This window comes from Amycolatopsis rubida (assembly GCF_900115345.1).
GTDB lineage: Bacteria > Actinomycetota > Actinomycetes > Mycobacteriales > Pseudonocardiaceae > Amycolatopsis > Amycolatopsis rubida.
Genome location: NZ_FOWC01000030.1, coordinates 1 through 20,364 on the forward strand (window position 1 = coordinate 1; position 20,364 = coordinate 20,364).

The 20,364-nt window shown below is 69.2% G+C and carries 17 protein-coding genes and 1 pseudogene; 12 read left to right on the forward strand and 6 right to left on the reverse strand.

What is annotated here, in order from left to right; all coding sequences use genetic code 11:
* Both BM362_RS45415 and BM362_RS45420 read left to right on the forward strand, forming a co-directional pair.
* Positions 1 to 107 (forward strand): annotated as a pseudogene (locus BM362_RS45415) (lipoyl synthase); the annotation flags it as partial.
* 16 nt (positions 108 to 123) lie between these two features.
* Positions 124 to 1,497 (forward strand): L-serine ammonia-lyase, encoded by a 1,374-nt coding sequence (locus BM362_RS45420; RefSeq protein ID WP_093577348.1) that lies wholly within the window; start codon positions 124 to 126, stop codon positions 1,495 to 1,497.
* A 31-nt stretch (positions 1,498 to 1,528) separates the two neighbouring features.
* Here BM362_RS45420 and BM362_RS48065 read toward each other — a convergent pair whose 3' ends face one another.
* On the reverse strand, positions 1,529 to 1,702 hold the full coding sequence (locus BM362_RS48065) for a hypothetical protein (RefSeq protein WP_157905064.1): 174 nt from the start codon (positions 1,700 to 1,702) through the stop codon (positions 1,529 to 1,531).
* Entirely contained in the window at positions 1,702 to 2,289 is a 588-nt protein-coding gene (locus tag BM362_RS45425; RefSeq protein WP_067589399.1) for an ArsR/SmtB family transcription factor, read from the reverse strand. The genes BM362_RS48065 and BM362_RS45425 overlap by 1 nt, the downstream gene beginning before the upstream one ends.
* A gap of 72 nt (positions 2,290 to 2,361) precedes the next feature.
* On the opposite strand from BM362_RS45425, the gene BM362_RS45430 reads away from it, so the two are divergent.
* Complete coding sequence (locus tag BM362_RS45430; RefSeq protein WP_067589396.1) at positions 2,362 to 3,084, forward strand: FadR/GntR family transcriptional regulator; 723 nt, start codon at positions 2,362 to 2,364, stop codon at positions 3,082 to 3,084.
* Between the two features lie 52 nt (positions 3,085 to 3,136).
* Positions 3,137 to 4,960: a transglycosylase domain-containing protein gene (locus tag BM362_RS45435; protein WP_093577349.1), complete on the forward strand. Its 1,824-nt coding sequence runs from the start codon at positions 3,137 to 3,139 to the stop codon at positions 4,958 to 4,960.
* A 1-nt stretch (position 4,961) separates the two neighbouring features.
* On the opposite strand, the gene BM362_RS45440 is transcribed toward BM362_RS45435, so the two are convergent.
* A complete protein-coding gene (locus BM362_RS45440; protein WP_067589393.1) occupies positions 4,962 to 5,771 on the reverse strand; it encodes an ABC transporter ATP-binding protein in 810 nt (269 codons plus the stop codon).
* A gap of 116 nt (positions 5,772 to 5,887) precedes the next feature.
* On the opposite strand from BM362_RS45440, the gene BM362_RS45445 reads away from it, so the two are divergent.
* Positions 5,888 to 7,219: an aminotransferase-like domain-containing protein gene (locus BM362_RS45445; RefSeq protein WP_067589389.1), complete on the forward strand. Its 1,332-nt coding sequence runs from the start codon at positions 5,888 to 5,890 to the stop codon at positions 7,217 to 7,219.
* A 43-nt stretch (positions 7,220 to 7,262) separates the two neighbouring features.
* Here BM362_RS45445 and BM362_RS45450 read toward each other — a convergent pair whose 3' ends face one another.
* Both BM362_RS45450 and BM362_RS45455 read right to left on the reverse strand, forming a co-directional pair.
* Entirely contained in the window at positions 7,263 to 9,224 is a 1,962-nt protein-coding gene (locus BM362_RS45450; RefSeq protein WP_093577350.1) for an SDR family oxidoreductase, read from the reverse strand.
* Between the two features lie 64 nt (positions 9,225 to 9,288).
* Positions 9,289 to 9,525: a hypothetical protein gene (locus tag BM362_RS45455; protein WP_067589383.1), complete on the reverse strand. Its 237-nt coding sequence runs from the start codon at positions 9,523 to 9,525 to the stop codon at positions 9,289 to 9,291.
* 180 nt (positions 9,526 to 9,705) lie between these two features.
* Between BM362_RS45455 and BM362_RS45460 the strand changes: the two genes are divergently transcribed.
* Positions 9,706 to 10,950: an NAD(P)/FAD-dependent oxidoreductase gene (locus tag BM362_RS45460; RefSeq protein ID WP_067589381.1), complete on the forward strand. Its 1,245-nt coding sequence runs from the start codon at positions 9,706 to 9,708 to the stop codon at positions 10,948 to 10,950.
* Here the strand turns inward: BM362_RS45460 and BM362_RS45465 are convergent.
* Positions 10,904 to 12,100 carry a multidrug effflux MFS transporter gene (locus BM362_RS45465; RefSeq protein ID WP_093577365.1) on the reverse strand — a complete coding sequence of 399 codons (1,197 nt, stop codon included), beginning with the start codon at positions 12,098 to 12,100 and terminating at the stop codon, positions 10,904 to 10,906. The genes BM362_RS45460 and BM362_RS45465 overlap by 47 nt on opposite strands.
* 694 nt (positions 12,101 to 12,794) lie before the next feature.
* Between BM362_RS45465 and BM362_RS45470 the strand changes: the two genes are divergently transcribed.
* The 6 genes from BM362_RS45470 to BM362_RS45495 are packed head-to-tail and all read left to right on the forward strand — an operon-like array spanning position 12,795 to position 19,295.
* The gene (locus tag BM362_RS45470) at positions 12,795 to 13,649 is read left to right on the forward strand and encodes a fumarylacetoacetate hydrolase family protein (protein ID WP_093577351.1); all 855 of its coding nucleotides are present in this window, start codon (positions 12,795 to 12,797) and stop codon (positions 13,647 to 13,649) included.
* 1 nt (position 13,650) lies between these two features.
* Positions 13,651 to 14,952, forward strand: a complete 1,302-nt coding sequence (locus tag BM362_RS45475) for an enolase C-terminal domain-like protein (protein WP_093577352.1) — start codon at positions 13,651 to 13,653, stop codon at positions 14,950 to 14,952.
* On the forward strand, positions 14,949 to 15,707 hold the full coding sequence (locus BM362_RS45480) for an SDR family NAD(P)-dependent oxidoreductase (protein ID WP_067589372.1): 759 nt from the start codon (positions 14,949 to 14,951) through the stop codon (positions 15,705 to 15,707). Before BM362_RS45475 ends, BM362_RS45480 begins: the two co-directional genes overlap by 4 nt.
* Positions 15,708 to 15,746: 39 nt before the next feature.
* On the forward strand, positions 15,747 to 16,787 hold the full coding sequence (locus tag BM362_RS45485; RefSeq protein WP_067589369.1) for a sugar ABC transporter substrate-binding protein: 1,041 nt from the start codon (positions 15,747 to 15,749) through the stop codon (positions 16,785 to 16,787).
* Positions 16,784 to 18,286 carry a sugar ABC transporter ATP-binding protein gene (locus BM362_RS45490; RefSeq protein WP_067589368.1) on the forward strand — a complete coding sequence of 501 codons (1,503 nt, stop codon included), beginning with the start codon at positions 16,784 to 16,786 and terminating at the stop codon, positions 18,284 to 18,286. The genes BM362_RS45485 and BM362_RS45490 overlap by 4 nt, the downstream gene beginning before the upstream one ends.
* Complete coding sequence (locus tag BM362_RS45495) at positions 18,279 to 19,295, forward strand: ABC transporter permease (RefSeq protein WP_067589364.1); 1,017 nt, start codon at positions 18,279 to 18,281, stop codon at positions 19,293 to 19,295. Before BM362_RS45490 ends, BM362_RS45495 begins: the two co-directional genes overlap by 8 nt.
* The last annotated feature ends 1,069 nt before the right edge of the window (positions 19,296 to 20,364 follow it).

Below are 20,364 nucleotides of genomic sequence, written 5' to 3' on the forward strand. Positions count from 1 at the left end.
CCCAGACCAAGGCCCACCGGGGCGAGGAACTGCCGGAGAACCTCGCCCACCTCGCCGCCGAAGGACCCGCAGCCCAAGAAGCCAGCAGCCTGCTGGCGAGGAACTAGGAGAAGGGGCGGATCAATGGCGATCAGCGTCTTCGACCTGTTTTCGATCGGCATCGGGCCGTCGAGTTCGCACACGGTCGGCCCGATGCGGGCGGCCAAGACCTTCGTGGACGGTCTGGTCGAGGACAGCGTGCTGGAAACGGTCGCGCGGGTGCGAGCCGAGTTGTTCGGCTCCCTCGGCGCGACCGGATTCGGGCACGGCAGCGACAAAGCTGTGCTGCTCGGCCTGTCCGGCGAGAAGCCGGAGGAGATCGACACCGACACGGTGCCCGCCAAGGTGGCGGCGATCCGGGAGTCCGGGCGGCTGGCGGTCGGCGGGACGCACGAGGTGGCGTTCGCCGAGGACACCGACCTGACGATGCACCGGCGGAAGTCGCTGCCCGCGCATCCGAACGGGATGGTGTTCCGGGCGTTCGCTTCCGACGGTTCGCTGGTGCGGGAACGGACGTACTACTCGGTCGGCGGCGGGTTCGTGCGGGACGAGTCGTACGAGACCGACACGGTGTTCGTGGAGGATTCCACGCCGGTGCCGTATCCGTTCCGCACCGGGGCGGATCTGCTGAAGCACTGCGCGGACACCGGGCTGCCGGTCAGCGAGATCATGCTGCGGAACGAGCTTTCCTGGCGCGGCCGCGAGGAGATTCGGGACGGGCTGCTGCGGATCTGGCAGGTGATGGCCGAGTGCGTGCGGAACGGGTACACGCACGAGGGTGTGCTGCCGGGCGGTCTGAAGGTTCCTCGGCGGGCCAAGTCGTTGCATGACAAGCTGCTCGCCGAGGACGGTGCGGACGACCCGTTGTACGCGATGGACTGGGTCAGCCTGTACGCGCTCGCGGTCAACGAAGAAAACGCCGCGGGCGGGCGCGTCGTCACCGCTCCCACCAATGGTGCGGCCGGGATCATTCCGGCGGTTTTGCATTACTACCGAAGGTTTGTGCGCGGGGCTTCGGACGACGGCATCGTCACCTTCCTGCTCACCGCGGGTGCGGTCGGCTCGATCCTCAAGCAGACCGGATCGATCTCCGGCGCCGAGGTCGGATGCCAGGGCGAGGTCGGTTCGGCTTCGGCGATGGCGGCTGCCGGGTTGACTGAGGTGCTGGGCGGATCGCCTGCTCAGGTCGAGAACGCGGCCGAGATCGGCGTTGAACACCACTTGGGCCTCACTTGCGACCCGGTGGGCGGGCTCGTGCAGATCCCGTGCATCGAGCGCAACGCCGTCGGTGCGTCCAAGGCGATCCACGCCGCGCGCATGGCGATGCGCGGGGACGGAAGCCATGTGGTGACGTTGGACAAGGCGATCAAGACCATGCGCGAAACCGGCGCGGACATGTCGGTGAAGTACAAGGAGACTGCGCGCGGCGGACTCGCCGTGAACGTCATCGAGTGCTGATTTTCGTTCCGTGAAGGGCTCCTTGAGGGAATCAGATTCCCTCAAGGAGCCCTTCACGGCGTTTCGGGGTGGCGAGGCGAAGGCCCAGTTCCATGAGCCACCAGCCGAGCCGTTGCCGGGCAGGTGGCCGGGGTGGGTGGCGCACGGCGGCGGCGAGGAGTTCGCCCTGGCGGTCGGCGGCGAATTCGGGCAGGAACGGGTGCATCAGGATCCCCCCTGGTCTTCGGCTGCGACGGTCGCGTGCGGGAACGCCGCCCATTGCGTGATCACCGTTTCGTCGCCGGGACGGGCCGGACGGCGGTAGCGTTCGATCACCGCTTCGATTTCTTCGATCAACCGCTGGGACTCGCCCGGGGTGAGCGGCATCCGGGTGCTGCTCAGCGTCGAGCTGTCCCGCCATTCGTCCGCCCAGCGCGGCAGTTCCGAGACGAACTGCGCTTGTTCGCGGTAGCGGATGTCCACGTGCTGGTGCAGGAAAGCCATGAGCGGCCCGGCCATCTCCGGGTCGTCGGCGAAGTCGGCCGCGCGCATCCGGGTCGATTCCTGCGCCGCCTTCCACCAGCGTTCGCGCTTCGAGCCGCGGCTGGTGTCTTCCTCGACCAGCCCGGCGTCCGCGAGCTGGCGCAGGTGCCACGACGTGGTGCCGGAGCTTTCGCCGACGCGCTTGCCGAGCCCGGTCGCGGTGGCCGGGCCGTCGACGGTCAGCAGGTCGAGCAATTCCATGCGCAGCGGATGCGCCAGCGCGCGCAGGGTCCGGGCGTCGATCTGGCGGGCGCGGCGTTCGTCGGGCATGCTCCGTACGGTAGACTACAGAGAAGTCTTTGCAAAGAGTTCTCTGCAATTAGGCGGCATAGAATCGGACGGGTGGAGTCGACCTCGGTGGTGAGCGCGAACGCGGCCCTGTTCCGGCCGGTGCGTGCCGGGAACGCCTTCGAGGAGACCGTCGAGCGGCTGTTGCAGGCGATCCGGCTCGGGGTCGTCGGCGCGGGGGACCGGTTGCCCTCCGAGCGCGAGCTGGCGGAACGGCTCGGCGTGAGCCGGGTGACGCTGCGGGAGGCGATTCGCGCGCTGGCTGACGCGGGGTACGTCGAGTCGCGGCGCGGGCGGTACGGCGGCACGTTCGTGAACGAAAACCTGCCGGAGCCCGTGGAACGCGCGGTCGGCGAGGTCGACGCGGCCGGGCTGGAAGACGCGTTGTGCCTGCGGCACGTGCTGGAGACCGGTGCGGCGGAGGCGGCTGCGGCACGGACCTTGAGCCCGGCCGACCGGCAGCATCTCACCGGCACGCTCGCGGAAGCGTCGGCGGCGGGGCTCGCCGATTACCGGCGCAAGGATTCGCGGCTGCATCTGGCGATCGCCGAGGTCACCGCGTCCGCGTCGCTGACCAGCACGGTGGCCGACGCGCGGACGCGGGTCAACCAGCTGCTCGACCGGATTCCGCTGCTCGAACCCAATCTGGAGCATTCGAACGCGCAGCACGAGGCGATCGTCGACGCGATCCTGGCCGGCGACCCGGTGGCCGCGCGGCAGGCGATGGCCGAGCACATCGAAGGCACGGCGTCGTTGCTCCGCGCGTTCCTCTCGTGATCAATTCACGGGCTCGGCAGAACCTTGTCACTAGTTCAGTCGTCCTTCAATCGTGGAGCCAGCCCCGGAGAGTGACCGATCCGCTGTTGTCCGTCGCAAGTGGCGCCGCATCCGCAAGGGTGCCTACTACCTGACCGGCTTCGCGGTCGGCGTGCCGCTGATCGCGTTCTGGATCGCCTACCTGCTGCTGGACGTCCGCAGTCCGCAGGACGTCCTCGCCTCGCTCGGCAAAACCGTCACGCTGAAGTACGCCGACGGCAGCGAGCTGCTGCGCATCGTGCCCCCGGAGGGCGACCGGCGGTTCGTGCCCTTCGACCGGATCCCGGGGAAGCTGCGCGACGCCATCGTCGCGACGGAGGACCCGACCTTCTGGGCCAACTCCGGCTTCGACCCGACCGGGGTCGGCCGCGCGTTCCTGACCGGCGTCGGCGGCGGGTCCGGGATCACCCAGCAGTACATCAAGAAGTCGACCGGCGACGAGGATTCGACGCTCTCCCGGAAAATGCAGGAACTCGTGCTCGCCACGAAGATCACCCAGGAGCAGAGCAAGGAACAGATCTTCGAGAGCTACGTCAACATCATCTCCTTCGGCCGCAACACGTTCGGCCCGGCGGCGGCGATGAACGCGTTTTTCGGCCGCCCGCTCGACAACAGCATCACCTGGAGCGAGGCCGCGTTCCTGGCCGGGATGATCCAGTCGCCGTCGGTGCACGATCCGGCGGTGTCCGGCGACGAACACGCGGGGAAGCGCTGGCGGTACGTGCGCGACAAGCTGATCGAGCGCGGCTATCTGAAGAACGCCGACGGCATGGCTTACCCGGGAGCGGAGATCAAGCCGCCCGCCGAGACGCGGGTGAGCCTGAACTACGACCAGTACCATCTCAAACAGCGAGTGCTCGCCGAGCTGGAGCCGGCCGGGTTCTCGCTTTCCCGGTTGCAGCAGGGGAATCTGACCGTCCAGACCACGCTGGACCCAGCGTCGCAGACCGCCGCGCACGACGCGCTGAGCGAGAGGTTGAAGGGCGAACCAGCGGAGTTCCGCGGCGCGCTGGTGGCTGTCGATCCGGCGAACGGCGCGGTGCGCGCGTACGACGGCGGTGCCAACGGCGTCCGGGATTATGCGGCAACCGGCCATCCGCTCGGCTCCGCGTTCTACCCGTTCACCGCCGCGGCCGGCTTGCGGAACGGGATGTCGCTGGACGAGAAAGTGGCTGCTCCCCGTGAGATTCAGTACCTCGGCGAGAAGTTCGACTATCCGCCGAAGTGCCCGCAGCCGTGCACCTTGCGCAGCGCCTTGACCTCAGGAGCGGACACGCCGTTCATCACGGTCTCCAAGAAGGTCGGTGTCGACGAGGTGAGCGAGGCGGCCCGTGCGGCGGGCATTCCGGACGAGGTGGAGGGCACGCCGACCATGCGCGAACAGGACGGTGCCACGATCGGCTCGGGCATCGTCGTCGGCCGGTACCCGATGCGGCCGCTCGACGTGGCCGGGGCGTACGCGACCTACGCCGCCAACGGGATGCGCTCGCCGGTGCACCTGGTGGACAAGGTGCTCGACCGGTCCGGGCAAGTCGTGTGGCAGCACGAAAACCAGCCGGTCTCCGCCGTTCCGGAACAGGTCGCGCAGGACGTGACTTCCGTTCTGCGGACGACGTTGCCGGACGGTCGCGCGGCGGCTCTGCGCACTGGCGAGTCCGAGCGCGGCAACTCCCGCGACAACCAGGACGCCTGGGCGGTCGGCTACACGCCGCAGCTGGCGACGGCGGTGTGGGTCGGTTCCGACGACGACCGCAAGCTGCTCGACGCGGACGGCAAGAAGGTGACGGGTTCGTCGGTCCCGGCAGACGTGTGGCGGTCGTTCATGACCCGCCGCTGAGTCAGGCCGCCCGGCGGCTGACCTTCGGGATCACCATCGGGCTCCCGCTCTCCGGGCACTCCATCACCCGGCACGGCAGCTCGAAAATCCGCTCCACGTTCTCCGCCGTCACGACCTCCTCCGGCGTCCCGGTGGCCAGCACCTTCCCGTCGCGCATCGCGATCAGGTGCGTGGCGTACCGGGCCGCGTGGTTGAGGTCGTGCAGCACCGCGACCAGCGTGCGGCCCTGTTCGCTGTGCAGGGTCGCGCAGAGGTCGAGGATGTCGAGCTGGTGCGCGATGTCCAGGTACGTCGTGGGCTCGTCGAGCAGCAGCAGATCGGTCTGCTGGGCCAGCGCCATCGCCATCCAGACGCGCTGGCGCTGCCCGCCGGACAGTTCGTCCACCATCCGCTCGGCGAGGTCGTCGACGCCGGTCGCGCGCATCGAATCGGCGACCACCGTCGCGTCCTCGGCCGACCATTGGCGCAGCAGTTTCTGGTGCGGGTACCGGCCGCGCGCGACGAGGTCGGACACGGTGATCCCGTCCGGCGCGATCGAGCTTTGCGGCAGCAGGCCGAGCCGCCGCGCGACCTCCTTCGCGCCGTAGCTGGAGATCACCTCGCCGTCGAGATAGACCGAGCCCGCGCGCGGCTTCAGCATCCGGGCGAGCGCGCGCAGCAGCGTCGTCTTGCCGCAGGCGTTGGGGCCGACGATGACTGTGAACGACTTGTCCGGGATGACCACGCCAAGCCGTTCGGCGACCGTGCGGCCGTCGTAGGCCAGCGTCAGGTCCTCGGCGTGCAGTCGGGTTTCTTCGCTCGTCAATGCCACACAGGTAAGGCTAACCTAGTGACCCCCGTTCGGGGAGTTCCGTAGGTCGCATTAGCCGTACGTGACCGGCCGGTGCCATGATGCGTCCGGGAGAATCCCGGCGGAGCGAGGGTGGGATGGACGACTACCGCGTCGTCGCGGACGAACTCGCCGCCGACATCGAAGCCGGCCGGCTGCGGCCCGGCGACCGGCTGCCGCCGCAGCGCCGCTTCGCGCGCGATCGCGGCATCGCGGGCTCCACCGCGGCCCGCGTGTACGGCGAACTCGTCCGCCGCGGCCTGGCGATCGGCGAGGTCGGCCGGGGCACCTTCGTGCGCGCGGCGAAGCCCGGGCCCGAACCGGCGCTGTCCGAACCCGGCGACGCGCGCGTGGACCTCGAACTCAACTTCGCCGTGCTGCCCGCCCAATCGGCCAAACTGGCGCGAGCGCTCGAACCCGTGCTTCGCGCGGACGTCTTCACCGATGCCCTGCACCCGCTCGGCGCGGCCGGCACCAAAGCGGTCCGCGAGGCCGCCGTCACCATGCTCGCGCGCGGCGGCTGGACGCCGGATCCGGGGCAGGTGCTGGTCGCGGGAAACGGGCGGCAGGGCATCGCGGCCGCGCTCGCGGCGTTCGTGCCGACCGGCGAGCGGCTGGCGGTCGAATCCCTGACTTACCCGGTGGTCAAGGCCGCGGCGACCCGGCTCGGCATCGAGCTGGCGCCGATCGAAACCGACGCGCACGGGCTGGTCCCGGCCTCGCTCGCGGCGAGCGCTCCGGTGCGGGCGCTGTACGTCCAGCCGACCCTGCACAACCCGCTCGGCACCACGATGCCGCCGCAGCGCCGCGCCGAACTGGCCGAGACCGTCCGCAGGCTGGACCTGCCGGTGATCGAAGACGGCATCTACACCTTCCTCCGCCCGGACACCGAACCGCTCGCCGCGCTGATGCCGGAGCGGACGGTGTTCGTGGACAGCCTGTCGAAACGTGTCGCGCCCGGGCTCACCGCCGGGTTCCTCGTGGTGCCGCCGCCGTGGGTCGCGCGGCTGGCGAGCGCGATCCGGTCCGGCGGCTGGTCGGCCTCGCGGTTCTCGGTGGAGGCGGCGCGGCGGTGGATCACCGGCGGCGTGCTCGCGGAGGTGGAAGCGGCGAAACGTGCGGACGCCGGGGCGCGGGCGAGGATTGTTGCCGAGCGGCTGGCGGGTTTCCAGGTGTACGGCGACGCCTCGGCCTACCACCGGTGGTGGGTGCTGCCGGACCAGTGGCGGGCCGAGACCTTCGTGGCCGCCGCTGCTCGCCGGGGGATCGCGTTGTCCCCGGCAGCGGCGTTTTCGGTGGTGCCGGGACACGCGCCGAACGCGGTGCGGATCGCGGTGTCCGCACCCGCGGAGGAGACGTTGGCGAGTGCGTTGGGGGTGCTGGCCGGGCTGGCTGGCGGGTCGCCGGACGACATGGTGGTGGACTCGTGAGCGGTTATGCCGGTTCTAACCGTGCTAGACACTCACGACGTCCTTAAGCCTTCCTCCGCCACACCAGCCGCGTCAGAGCCCCTGCTACGGCCGCCGGTGCAGGCTGCCTGGCCCGCCCCTTGGCTTCCGGCGCGGATTCCGGCATCACCCGGTACACGAGGTGTGCCGCGAACCGGGCGAGGTCCGGCGCCGCCAGCGAGGCCAGTTCCGCGGCCCGGCCCTCGGGCAGGTTCAGGATCTGCGGCCGCCGTTCGATCGCCTTCACCACCAGCGCCGCGGCGCGTTCCGGCGAGCTCGCGGGCAGCCCGCGGTACGACCCGGTCGGCGCGATCATGTCGGTGCGCACCAACGGCATCCGGACCGAGGAGAACGTGACGCCGTCGGACAGCGTCTCGCGCCCGGCGGTCAGGCCGAACTCCTCAAGCGCGGCTTTTGAAGCCAGGTAAGCGGAAAACCGCGGGGTGTCGGTCTGCAGTCCCTGCGTGGTGACGTTCACGACGTGGCCGAACCGGCGTTCGGCCATCGACGGCAGCAGCCCGAGGATCAGCCGCACCGGGCCGAAGTAGTTGATGGCCATGGTGCGTTCGTAGTCGTGGAACCGTTCCGTCGACAGCTGCACTGAGCGTCGGATGGAGCGTCCTGCGTTGTTCACCAATACGTCCACTGCACCGTGGTCGGCGAGGACTGCCTTCACGAGACTGTCGACCGCGTCGCCGTCAGTGAGGTCGCACGGGTACGTCGCTGCTTCGCCGCCTGCTGCGGTGATCTCGCTACGCACGTCTTCTAGTTCTTCGGCGCGGCGCGCGACGAGAAGCACCTTCGCACCGCGACGCGCGACAGCGAGCGCACTCGCGCGGCCAATGCCGGACGACGCACCGGTAATGAGGACAACGCGTCCTTCAAGCCCTGGTCGACGAGCGTGGTCCGGGTCGAGATGCCTGCGCCAGTAGCGGTAGAGCGGTTCGGCGTAGTCGCGAAGCTCGGGAAGGTGGACGCCGCTGCCGTACAGCTCCGAAGTGGTGCGCGCGGTGTCGAACTCCACCTCCATGTTCAGGTGGGGGAGTACTTCGAGCGGAATTCCCAGCTCGGTCAGCACTGCTGCCCGCGTTGCATGGCCAGTCGGCAGGCGGTCGACAGCGGTCGCGAGGCGGGACGCCGTGCTGCGAAGCAGACCTGACGGCACCGTCGTACGTACGCGCGGCGCTCCGGCAACGCGGGCGAAGGCGTTGTAGACCTCGTGCAGCTTCTGCGGTCGCGGCGAAGCGAGGTGATACGTACTGCCCGAAGGTGCTTCGCGATGCATGAGGGTTTCCATCGCGGCGACGACGTAGTCGACCGGAACGAGGTTGGTGGCCCCGAAGTCGGGCGCTGCGAGCGGCAGTTGCTTCGGTAGTGCGGCAAGGCGCGAGATGGCAGGCAGGAAGTAGTACGGGCCGTCGATTTTGTCCATCTCGCCGGTGCGCGAATCGCCGACGACTGCCGAGGGCCGGTAGACGCGGAACGGCACGTCCGACTGTGCACGGACCAGCTTCTCGGCTTCGAACTTCGTGGCGTGGTACGGAGAGGTGAAGGACTGGCCGAGGTCGAAATCGGCTTCGGTGAAGCGGCCGGCGTGATCGCCCGCGACGGCGATCGACGACATGTGGTGCAGCAGTCCCGCGCCGGCAGCCGCGGCGAAGGCGAGCAGGTTCCGGGTGCCCTCGACGTTCGCGGCCCGGTTCGCCGCGTCGTCGGCGGTGAAGTCGTAGATCGCGCCGAGGTGGACGACGTGGTCGACCCCGTCGTAGCCGGCCGGGTCGAGGCCCAGCAGCGCTTCGGTGAGGTCGCCGACGGCGGGGACCAGGCGGTCGGCGTTCGGCCAGTCCCGCGCCAGCGCGGCCAGGCGGTCGCGCGAGGTGTTGCGGACGAGCACGTGGACGGCGGTCGTGTCCCGCCGCGAGAGCAACCGGGCGACCAGGCGCTTCCCGAGGAAGCCCGTCGCGCCCGTGACGAAGTAGGTGGTCATGGCCGGCACCTTTCGGGGTCTGCGGGTGCCGACTCTACCTACTCGCGAGTAGGAACGGTAGTTGTCAGTCGGTTCCGGTGCGTCGCGCCGACGTCGCGGTGGCCGCCACGGCGTCGCGCAGGGCCGCGCGCAGCCGCCCGACCTCGAGCGGCCCCAGTACGGCCGCCTCTCCCGGCGGCGCGACCAGGACGACTTTGTCGTCGCTGCTCACGAACACCGTCACGGCGCGCCGCCTGCCCGCCAGGTCTCGGCAGCCGACCGTCCACTCGTTTCGCACCGCACTGTCGTCCCGCGCTGTCACGGCCCTCGCCCTCCGATCACGTAGCACCCGTGTCCTTCGTGCGGGGGTGTGACCGCGCCCTCCGGGGCGGCTTACGCCGGTTCACCCGAATTGCCTACCGGCCGGTTTTCCACGGGGTGTGACCAGCCGGATACCGGAGTAGCGTCGGCCACCGCACGCGGCGGGCACTCAGGAGGACGCATGTCGGAACCCCGGAAAATCGTCGTCGTCGGAGCCGGACTGGCCGGTGCCACTGCGGCGGCGACAGTGCGAGAACGCGGTTTCGACGGCGACATCCTGCTGCTCGGAGCGGACACGCACCGGCCGTACGAGCTGCCGCCGCTGTCGAAAGCCGTGCTGCTCGGCAACGCCGACGAGCCCGACTGGGTGCGTGAAGAGGGCTACTGGACCGAGCGCGACATCCGGCTGCTCTCCGGCACCACCGCGACCCGAGTCGAACTGGGCGCCCGCCTGGTCCTAGACGACGCTGGCGACGAACACCGCTACGACCGTCTTGTCTTAGCGACCGGCTCGCGCCCGCGGACGCTGAAGGTGCCCGGCGGCGACCTACCTGGCCTCTACACGCTTCGCACTCTCGACGACGCGCTACGGCTGCGCGCAGCCTTCGAAGCAGCGAAGCGCGTACTGATCGTCGGCGCTGGCTGGATTGGCACTGAAGCCGCTGCTGCCGCGCGTACGCACGGTGCCGAGGTGACTGTGGTCGCTCCGGAGAAGCTGCCGCTCGCCAACGTCCTAGGCGACGAGGTGGCCGGAGCGTTCTACCGCCTGCACGAAGAACACGGTGTGGAGTGGCGTCTCGGCGAAGGCGTCGCAGCGATCACCGGCGACACCGCAGCGACCGGCGTCCGACTGTCGAGCGGCGAAGAGCTGTACGCCGACGTTGTCCTTATTGCGGTTGGCGCGGCCCCGAGCGTCGAGTTGGCGCACGCTGCCGGTCTGGAGCTGGCAGACGACGGCGGCGTCGACGTCGATGCAGGCCTGCGTACAGCGGCACCTGACGTTTACGCGATCGGCGACATCGCTTCGCAGTTCCATCCGCGCTACGGCCGCCGTGTACGCGTCGAGCACTGGGCGACAGCGCGTACGCAGGGCGAGCATGTGGCGGCCAACCTCTTTGGCGCGAACGAGCCGTACCTGAACAGCCCGTACTTCTTCTCCGACCAGTACGACCCAGACCGCGGCGGCCCAGCTATCGGCTGCGAATACCGCGGGCTGCCCGTCCTGGACCGAGACCGCGTCGTAGTGCGCGGCGACCTCGCGGCCTACGACTTCACGGCGTTCTGGGTGACCCCGGACAGCGAGGTCTCGGCCGCGATGAACGTCAACCAGTGGGACGACGGGGACGCGCTGCAAAAACTCGTCGACGAACGCGTCGAGGTCACCGACGACCAGTTGCGGAGCGGAAATCTCGCCGATCTGGGCTGACCGCCAGCGTCGCGAACGACAGCAAGGCGAGCACCCCGAACCCGGCCATCACGGCGGTCATCGGAACCGCCGTGCCCGGCCCGCCGAGCCCGACCAGCGGCGTCGCGATCCCGCCGATCGCGAACTGCAGCACGCCCAGCAGCGCCGACGCCGCCCCCGCCGTGCGCGCGTGCCCCGCGAGCGCGAGCGAACTGGCGTTCGGGCTGATGATTCCGATGCAGGAAACCATTAACAGCAGCGGAACCAGCAGCGCAGGCAACGGCAGCCGCAGGGCTGCGGCCGCCAGCGTGGCCAGGCCAGAGAGGGTCGACACCGTCAGCCCCGTACGCAGCAGTGTCCGTTCGGGGAACCGGCCGACGAGCCACCCGTTGAGCTGCCCAGCGAGCACGATGCCGACACCGTTGAGCCCGAAGACGACGCTGTACTCCTGCGGACTCAGCCGGTAAACGTCCTGCAGTGCGAACGACGAACCCGAGATGTACGCGAACAACGCGGCGAAGTTCAGCCCCGCGGTGAGCGCGTAGCCGAGGAATGCGCGGTCGGTGAGCAGGTGCCAGTACGTCCGAAGCACCCCGCCCAGCCGCGCCGGATGCCGCCGCTCGACCGGCAACGGTTCCGGCAGCGCGAACGCGACCGCGCCGAGCAACAGCGCGCCGAACGCGGTGAGGACGACGAACACTCCGCGCCAGGACGTGAAGGTGAGCAACTGCCCGCCGAGCACCGGCGCGAGGATCGGCGCGAGACCGTTGACCAGCAGGAGAAGCGAGAAGAACTTCGTCATCGCCGTACCGGTGTAGAGATCGCGGACGGCCGCGCGGGCGATCACGATCCCCGCTGCCGCGCCGAGCGCCTGGATGCTCCGTGCGGCGATCAGCAGCTCAACGCCCGGACTCACCGCCGCCGCGACCGACCCGGCGATGTACAGCCCCAGTCCGACCAGCAACGGCCCCCGCCGCCCGAAGGAGTCCGACAACGGCCCAGCGATGATCTGCCCTACCGCGAGCCCGATGACGAACGCGGTGAGCGTCAACTGGACGGTGGTGTCGGAGGCCTGGAAATCGCCCGCCATCCGGGGGAGGGCGGGGAGGTACATGTCGATGGAGAGCGGCCCGAAGGCGGAGAGGCCGCCGAGAATGAGAAGACGTCGGATCTTGCCCCGGCGAGGGTGCTCGGGGAGGGTGGCGGAGTGTTCGAGGGCGGGATATTCCGTGCTGGCCGCGGTGGGGTCTACGGCTGCGGAATGATCCGGCGTGGAGTGGCCGGCTGCGGAGCGGCCGGGCGTCGAGTGATCCTCGGTGGAGTGTTCGGCCGCGGAATGATCCGACGTCGTGCGGTCAGCCGCGGAGTGATCCGCCGCGGAGTGATCGAGAGCTGTCTGGTCGGTTGTCGAGTGGGCTGTGGCGGGGTGATCGAGAGCTGTCTGGTCGGCCGTCGAATGGGCTGCGGCGGGGTGATCGAGAGCTGTCTGGTCGGCCGTCGAATGGGCTGTGGCGGAGTGCTGGGCCGTGGTGCCCGTCCACGGTTTGTCCCGTTCATCGGTACCGCAGTGGCTGTCCGTGGCACCGCCCTCGACAGTGTCGCCTCCCTCGTCGGTGTTGTCCGGATCCGACCGCCCCGGACCCCGCTCGTCCGGTCCTGCTGCCTGTCCTGGTCCCATCCGCGCCGCACCGTCTCCCTCGTCCTGGCGGGACCGCCCCGCCAGGACGAGTGTCCGTTATCCGGCTGGCAGCCCGGTGATCGGATCAATTTCCCCACCAAATCCCGCGTCCCTCTAGATCTGCCGCCCTCCAGTGCGCTATACATCGGATGTATCGCGAGAACGGTGTCGAGAGAGGGGTTCGTCCGTGCGGTTTGTGCGTCTCGGGGCAGCGGGGGCTGAGCGTCCGTTCGTCCGTGCCGGTGACGGCACCCTCCACGACCTCTCCGGGGTCACGCCGGACATCGACGGCGCGTTCCTCGCCGGCGACGGACCGGCCAAGGCCGCGCGGGCGCTCGAAGCCGGGGAACTGCCGGTCGCCGACGGGGCCGGGCTGCGGGTCGGCGCGCCGATCGCGGTGCCGGGCAAGATCGTCTGCATCGGCATGAATTACCGGCGTCACGCCGAGGAAACCGGCGCGGCCGTGCCGGCCGAACCGGTGCTGTTCATGAAGGCGCCCGACGTGATGGTCGGACCGTTCGACGAGGTGCTCGTCCCGCGCGGTTCCACGGCCACCGACTGGGAGGTCGAACTCGGCGTCGTCATCGGGAAAACCGCGCGCTATCTGGAAAGCTCGGACGCAGCGCTGGCGCACGTCGCCGGGTACGTCGTGTCCAACGACGTCTCCGAGCGCGACTTCCAGCTGAACCGCGGCGGCCAGTGGGACAAGGGCAAGAACTGCGAGACCTTCAACCCGCTCGGCCCGGAGCTGGTGACCGCCGACGAGATCGCAGACCCGCAGGCGCTCGGCCTGCGCACCTGGGTCAACGGCGCGAAGGTGCAGGATTCGTCCACAAAGGACATGGTGTTCGGCGTCGCCGGGATCATCCATTACCTGAGCCAGTTCATGGTGCTGCGCCCCGGCGACCTGATCAACACCGGCACCCCGGAGGGCGTCGCGCTCGGGCAGCCCGAGCCGAAGCCGTACCTGCGCGCGGGCGACGTCGTCGAGCTGGAGATCGACGGCCTCGGCAAGCAGCGCCAGAGCATCGGGCAGGCCTGAGATGGCGAAAATCGTGGCCATGGAGGTCCGGGACGTCCGCTTCCCGACGTCGCGCGACCTCGACGGTTCGGATGCGATGAACCCGGATCCGGACTATTCGGCGGCCTACGTCGAACTGCACACCGACGCCGGACCGGACGGCTACGGCCTCGCGTTCACCATCGGACGGGGCAACGACGTGCAGGCCGCCGCGATCCGCGCGCTGGCGCCGCACGTGGTCGGCCGCGAGGTGCCTGAAGACGCGGAAGCGCTCGGCGCGCTCTCGCGGGCTCTGGTCGGCGATTCGCAGTTCCGTTGGCTGGGACCGGAAAAAGGCGTGGCGCACATGGCGATCGGCGCGATCGTCAACGCGGCGTGGGACCTCGCCGCACGCCGTGCCGGACTTCCGGTGTGGAAGTTCGCCTCGCGGATGACACCGGAGGAGCTGGTGTCCCTTGTGGACTTCCGCTATCTCTCCGACGCGCTCACCGAACCGGAAGCGCTCGACATTCTGCGCGCTGCCGAACCCGGGAAAGCAGAACGGATCGCCGAGCTTGAAGCCGGGGGCTACCGCGCGTACAGCACGTCGGCGGGCTGGCTCGGCTACTCCGACGCGAAACTGGTGCGGCTGGCCGAACAAGCCGTCGCCGACGGTTTCGAGATGATCAAGCTGAAGGTCGGCGGGGATCTTGAGGACGATGTCCGGCGGATGAAGCTGGCCCGCGAGACTGTCGGCGCGGACATCCGGATCGCGGTCGACGCGAACCAGCGCTGGGATGTCGCGACGGCGGTGTCATGGATGACCGCGCTGGCACCGTTCGATCCATATTGGATTGAAGAGCCGACCTCGCCGGACGACGTTCTCGGCCACGCGGCCATCGCGAAGGCGCTCGCACCGATCAAGGTCGCCACCGGCGAACACGTGCAGAACCGTGTGGTGTTCAAGCAATTGCTGCAGGCCAAGGCGATCGACGTGCTGCAGCTGGACGCCGCACGCGTCGGCGGCGTGAACGAGAATCTCGCCATCCTGTTGCTGGCAGCCAAATTCGGCGTCCCAGTATGCCCGCACGCCGGTGGTGTCGGGTTGTGCGAGCTGGTGCGGCATCTGTCCATGTTCGACTTCGCGGCAGTGTCCGGTTCGGACAGCGACCGCTCCATCGAATGGGTCGACCACCTGCACGACCACTTCACCGATCCGGCCGTCGTGCGCGACGGTCGCTACCTGGCCCCGGCCGCACCGGGCTTTTCCGCGCGCATGCACGACGCTACGCTGCGCCGGTTCAGCTTCCCGGACGGTCCTGAATGGACGGAGAACGCGCAGTGAGCGAATTCGACGGCTTGGTCGCCGCGGTCACCGGCGGCGCTTCTGGCATCGGCCTGGCCACGGCGAACCTGCTGGCCCAGCGCGGCGCGCGGGTGGCCGTGCTCGACCTCAAGACCGACGAGGTGCCCGAGCGGCTGACCGGATTCCGCTGTGATGTGACGTCCGACGCCGAGGTCCGCGCCGCCGTCGCCGCGGTGGCCGAACGCTTCGGACGGCTCGACATTCTGGTCAACAACGCGGGAATCGGCGCGCAGGGCGACGTCACCGCGAATGACGACGACGAATGGCACCGCGCGTACGACGTGAACGTGGTCGGCATGGTGCGCACGGCGCGGGCGGCCTTGCCGCACTTGAAGAACTCGCCTGCCGCGGCGGTCGTGAACACCTGCTCGATCGCCGCCTGGGCGGGGCTGCCCGCGCGGGCGCTGTACTCGGCCACGAAGGGCGCGGTGCTGTCGCTGACCCTGGCGATGGCCACCGATCACCTGCCGGACCGGATCCGGGTCAACTGCGTGTGCCCCGGCACCGCGGACACCCCGTGGGTCGGCAGGCTGCTCGACACCGCCGCGGACCCCTCGGCGGAGCGGGCGGCGCTCGCCGCCCGCCAGCCGATGGGGAGGCTGGTGACCGCGGACGAGGTCGCGAACGCGATCGCGTACCTGGCCAGCCCGCTTTCGGCATCGACTACCGGCACCGCGCTCGCGGTGGACGGCGGCATGTACGGTCTGCGTCCGCGCGGACCCGTGCAGAACTGATCTGCTTAGCCAACAAGGCCTGTCATCAAGGAGGATGCGGTGCGTACGAAGGTGATCCGGCTGGCCGCCGCGGTGGCCGCCTGCGGTTTGGTGCTCGGTGCGTGCGGGTCCACTAAGGACAAACCGGCGGCAGCGGCCAGCGGCGGCGGCACCGGCAAGGTCGGGGCGACGCTGCCCCTGCTTACCTCGCCGTTCTGGCAGGCCTACAACAAATACGTGCCGCAGATGGCGAAGGAACAGGGCCTCGACGCGCTGCCCACGGTGAACGCCGACAGCGACCCGGCCAAGCTCATCACAGACATCGGCACCCTGCTCAGCCAGGGCGTGAAGGGTCTCGTCGTCACGCCGCTCGACTCGGCCGCGATCGTCGCCGGGCTGAAGCAGGCCGAGAACAAGGGCGTCCCGGTGGTCGCGGTGGACGTCGCTCCGGAGAGCGGCAAAGTCGCGATGGTGGTGCGCGCGGACAACAAGGCGTACGGAACCAAGGCGTGCGAGGAAATCGGCAAGCGCGTGAAGAGCGGCAAGGTCGTGCAGGTGATGGGCGACCTCGCCTCGGTCAACGGCCGCGACCGGTCGGCGGCGTTCCGCGAGTGCATGAAGCAGAAGTACCCGGACGTCAAGGTCCTTGAGGTCGCTGCCGAATGGAAGGCGGACAAGGCTTCGTCCGGTTTGGACAGTCTGCTGACCGCGAACCCGGACATCAAGGGCGTGTACATGCAGGCTGGCGGCGTCTACCTCGCGCCGACCGAGCAGGCGCTCAAGCGCAAGAACCTGTTCTTCCCGGTCGGCGACCCGAAGCACGTGGTGCTGGTGAGCAACGACGGTATCCCGCAGGAGCTCACCGCGATCCGCAACGGCGAACTGGACGCGACCGTCTCGCAGCCTGCCGACGCCTACGCCAAGTACGGCATGTATTGGCTCAAGAAGGCGATGGCGGGGGAGACGTTCAAGCCCGGACCGACCGACCACGACTCCACGATCGTCGAGATCAGCCCCGGCATCCTGGAAGACCAGCTGCCCGCGCCGGTCGTGACCAAGGACAACGTGGACGACAAAGCGTTGTGGGGTAACAACCTGTGAGCGCGCCGGTAGTGCAGGCGGACGGCGTCGGGAAGCGGTACGGGCCCACCGTGGCGCTGCACGACGTCAGTCTCACCGTGCGGCCCGGCGAGTCGCACGCACTCGTCGGCCGCAACGGGGCGGGCAAGTCCACGCTGGTGTCCATCCTCACTGGACTGTCCGAAACGGACACCGGCAGTGTTTCCTTCGGCGGCGTACCGGCCCCTTCCTTGTCCAAACAGGACGATTGGAAGGCACGCGTGGCATGCGTGTACCAGCACGCGATGGTGGTACCGCAGCTGACCGTCGCGGAGAATCTGTTCCTGAACCGGCAGGCCCGGGGCGGATTCGCGATCGGCTGGAAGAAGCTGCGCCGCCAAGCGCGGGAACTGCTGGACTCGTGGGACGTCCGGGTCGAGGTGGACACTCCGGCCGGCGATCTGTCCGTTGAGGACCGTCAGTTCGTCGAGATCGCTCGCGCATTGAGTTACGGCGCCCGGTTCATTGTGCTGGACGAACCGACGGCGCAGCTGGACAGCCAGGCCATCGAGCGGCTTTTCGAGCGCATGCGGCAGATGCAGGAGAACGGCGTCACCTTCCTGTTCATCTCGCACCATCTGCACGAGGTTTACGAGGTGTGCCAAGCGGTTACCGTCCTGCGCGATGCCCGCCACGTGCTCACCGCACCCGTCGAAGAGGTCAGCCGCGCGGCGCTGGTCGACGCGATGACAGGGGAGCAGGGCGGCCTAGCGGTCCGGGACGCAGCGACTCGCGACCCGCTCGCGGTAGACGCCGAAGAGGTGCTCGCCGTCGACGACTTGTCCGGCGACGGCTTCCACGACGTCTCCCTGCGAATCCATCGCGGCGAGGTCGTCGGTCTCGCCGGCAGCAACGCGAGCGGCAAGCACCAGGTAGCCGAGACAGTCTACGGCCTGCGCAGGCCCACCTCGGGAACCGTGGCCGTGAACGGAAAACGCCTGCCACCCGGTGACATTCCCGCCGCCCTGCGCGCGGGCATCGGCTGTGTGCCGCGGGATCGCCACCACGAGGGTCTGGTACTGGAACACTCCATTATGGACAATGCGACCCTGTCGGTGCTTGATCGGATGGGCCGCGGCGGCCTGGCGTCCCCGAAGATCCGCCGCGAACGCGGATCGCGTGCCCTGACCGACTACGACATCGTGGCGGCCGGCCCGGATCAGCCGGTCTCGGATCTGTCCGGCGGGAACCAGCAGAAAGTCGTGCTCGCCAGGGCTCTGGAGAGCGATCCGCGCGTGGTGGTGCTGATCAACCCCACCGCGGGTGTGGATGTGAAGTCGAAGGAGGCCCTGCTCGCGGTCGTGGACCGGGTGCGGGCCGAGGGGAAGGCGGTGCTGCTCGTGAGCGACGAGCTGGACGACCTGCGCCTGGCCGACCGGGTGCTGGTGCTGCGCGCCGGGGAGGTGGCCGCCGTTCGCCAGGCCGGCTGGTCCGACGGGGACCTGGTGGCGGATATCGAAGGAGTCGGGCTCCATGACTGACCTGATGAGCGACCCGCGGACGGCGCTGCCCGCGGCGCGGCCGAAGCGCCGGAAGTCGGCGTGGCTGCGCGAACTGGCGCTGTTGCCCGCGCTCGTGGTGGTGTTCGTGATCGGCGGGTTGATCAGCGACACGTTCTTCACCTTCGGCAACATCATCAGCATCCTTTCCGCGGCGGCGGCGTTGTCGCTGGTCGTGCTGGGCGAATCGCTGGTGCTGCTGACCGGCAAGTTCGACCTGTCGCTGGAATCCACGATGGGCATCGCCCCCGCGATCGGCGCGATGCTGGTCATCCCGGCCGCGTCTTCCGGCTTCGGCACGGAATGGCCGTCGGTGCTCGGCCTGGTGGCGATCCCCGTGGTGGGCGCCTTGATCGGTTTCGTGAACGGCTTCCTGATCGTGAAGCTGAAGCTGAACGCGTTCATCGTGACGCTGGCGATGCTGACGGTCCTGCGCGGAACCCAGATCGGCACGACGAACGGCAAGACGCTGTTCGACCAGCTGGACGCGTTCACCGCGTTGGCGACCACGACCTTCGCCGGCTTGCCGATGTCGGTCTGGCTCGCAGCGGCCCTGTTCGTGCTCTTCGGGCTGGGCCTGCGCTACCACCGAGCCGGCCGCTCCCTGTACGCGATCGGCGGCAACCGCGAAGCGGCGCGGGCCGCGGGCATCCGGGTGGACCGGATCTCATGGGCGGTCTTCGTGGTAGCCGGAGTACTGGCCGCGATCGGCGGCCTGGCATACACGGGCTACGTCGGCGCCCTCGGCGCTGACCAGGGCGACGGATTGATCCTCCAGGTCTTCGCCGCGGCGGTGATCGGCGGCGTTTCACTGGACGGCGGCCGCGGCACGCTGGTCGGGGCGCTGACCGGGGTGCTGTTGCTGCAGTCGGTGGACAGCCTGCTGCGCATCGCCCAGGTACCGGCGGAATGGCTCAAGGCGATTTACGGCGGGATCATTTTGATCGCGTTGATCATCAGCCGGTATGCCGGCGGAAAGCCCCAGACCTGATCGGCGGAGGTTCGGTGATCATCCGACCTTCTGGATGCGTGGGCTCGGCGGGCGAGCGATTGGCTGGCGCGGTGGCCGGCTGGCTGGGTGGCCCAGGTGGCTCGCTCGGCCGGGGTGGCTGGGGTGGCTCGCTCGGCTTGCTCGGCTGGGGTGGCTCGGCTGGTCGGAGTGGCTCAGTTCGTCGTGGTGGCTTGCTCGGCTTGGTCGGTGGGGGCGGTTCGGTTGGCTCGGTCGGCCGTGGTGGCTCAGTTGGCCGGGGTGGCTGGGTCGGCCTGGACGACCGGGGTGCCTCGGGCGGTCCGGTCGGCTCGACGGCCGATGCGGCGGATGACTCGGCGGGGAGGTCGGTGAAGGGTCCCTTCACCGGTTCGGAGTCTCTCGGGTTGCCCCGCACCGGCCACGCCGTCGTCTCCACCTCGGTTGTCTCTCGCGAGTACGCTGCCGTGTCCTTTTCGGCTGCCTCTCGCGGGCGTGCGGGCGTCTCCGCTTCGGCTGTTACTCGCGGCTGCGCCGCTGTCTCTCCCGCTGATGTTGCCTATGGCTGCGCCGCTGCCTCTCCCGCTGATGTTGCCTATGACTGCACCGCTGCCTCTTCCGCTGATGTCGCTCGTGGCTGTGCCGCTGTCTCTGCCAGCATGGTTGCCGCTGGCCGTGCCGCCACCTTTGGCTGTGCGGTTGCGTCCGGCGGTTGTGCCGCCGTCTCGACTTCCGCCGCGCCGTCTTTCTCCGCTGCTTCTGGCGCTGTGAAAGAAACCTCCGCAGCATCAGCGCCGGAGTTGATGAAGGGCCCCTTCATGCAGCCCGTCGGCGAACGCGTGCCCGCCGCTTCGACCGCGCCTGCGCGATGGGTCCCTTCGCCATTCCCGGTTCGGAGTTTGCCGGTCTCCGCCCGGTCCGCTGCGCGAAAGTCCCTCTCGCTCCAGCCAGGCGTGCGCGATGGGTCCCGTCGCTTCGACCGTCATGGCGTGAAGGGTCCCGTCGCTCCTACGGTGCGGGCACGAAAGTCCCCCTCGCGCCAACCGAACAAAAGCGAAGGGTCCCTTCACTCGCACCAGCAAGGAATGAAGGG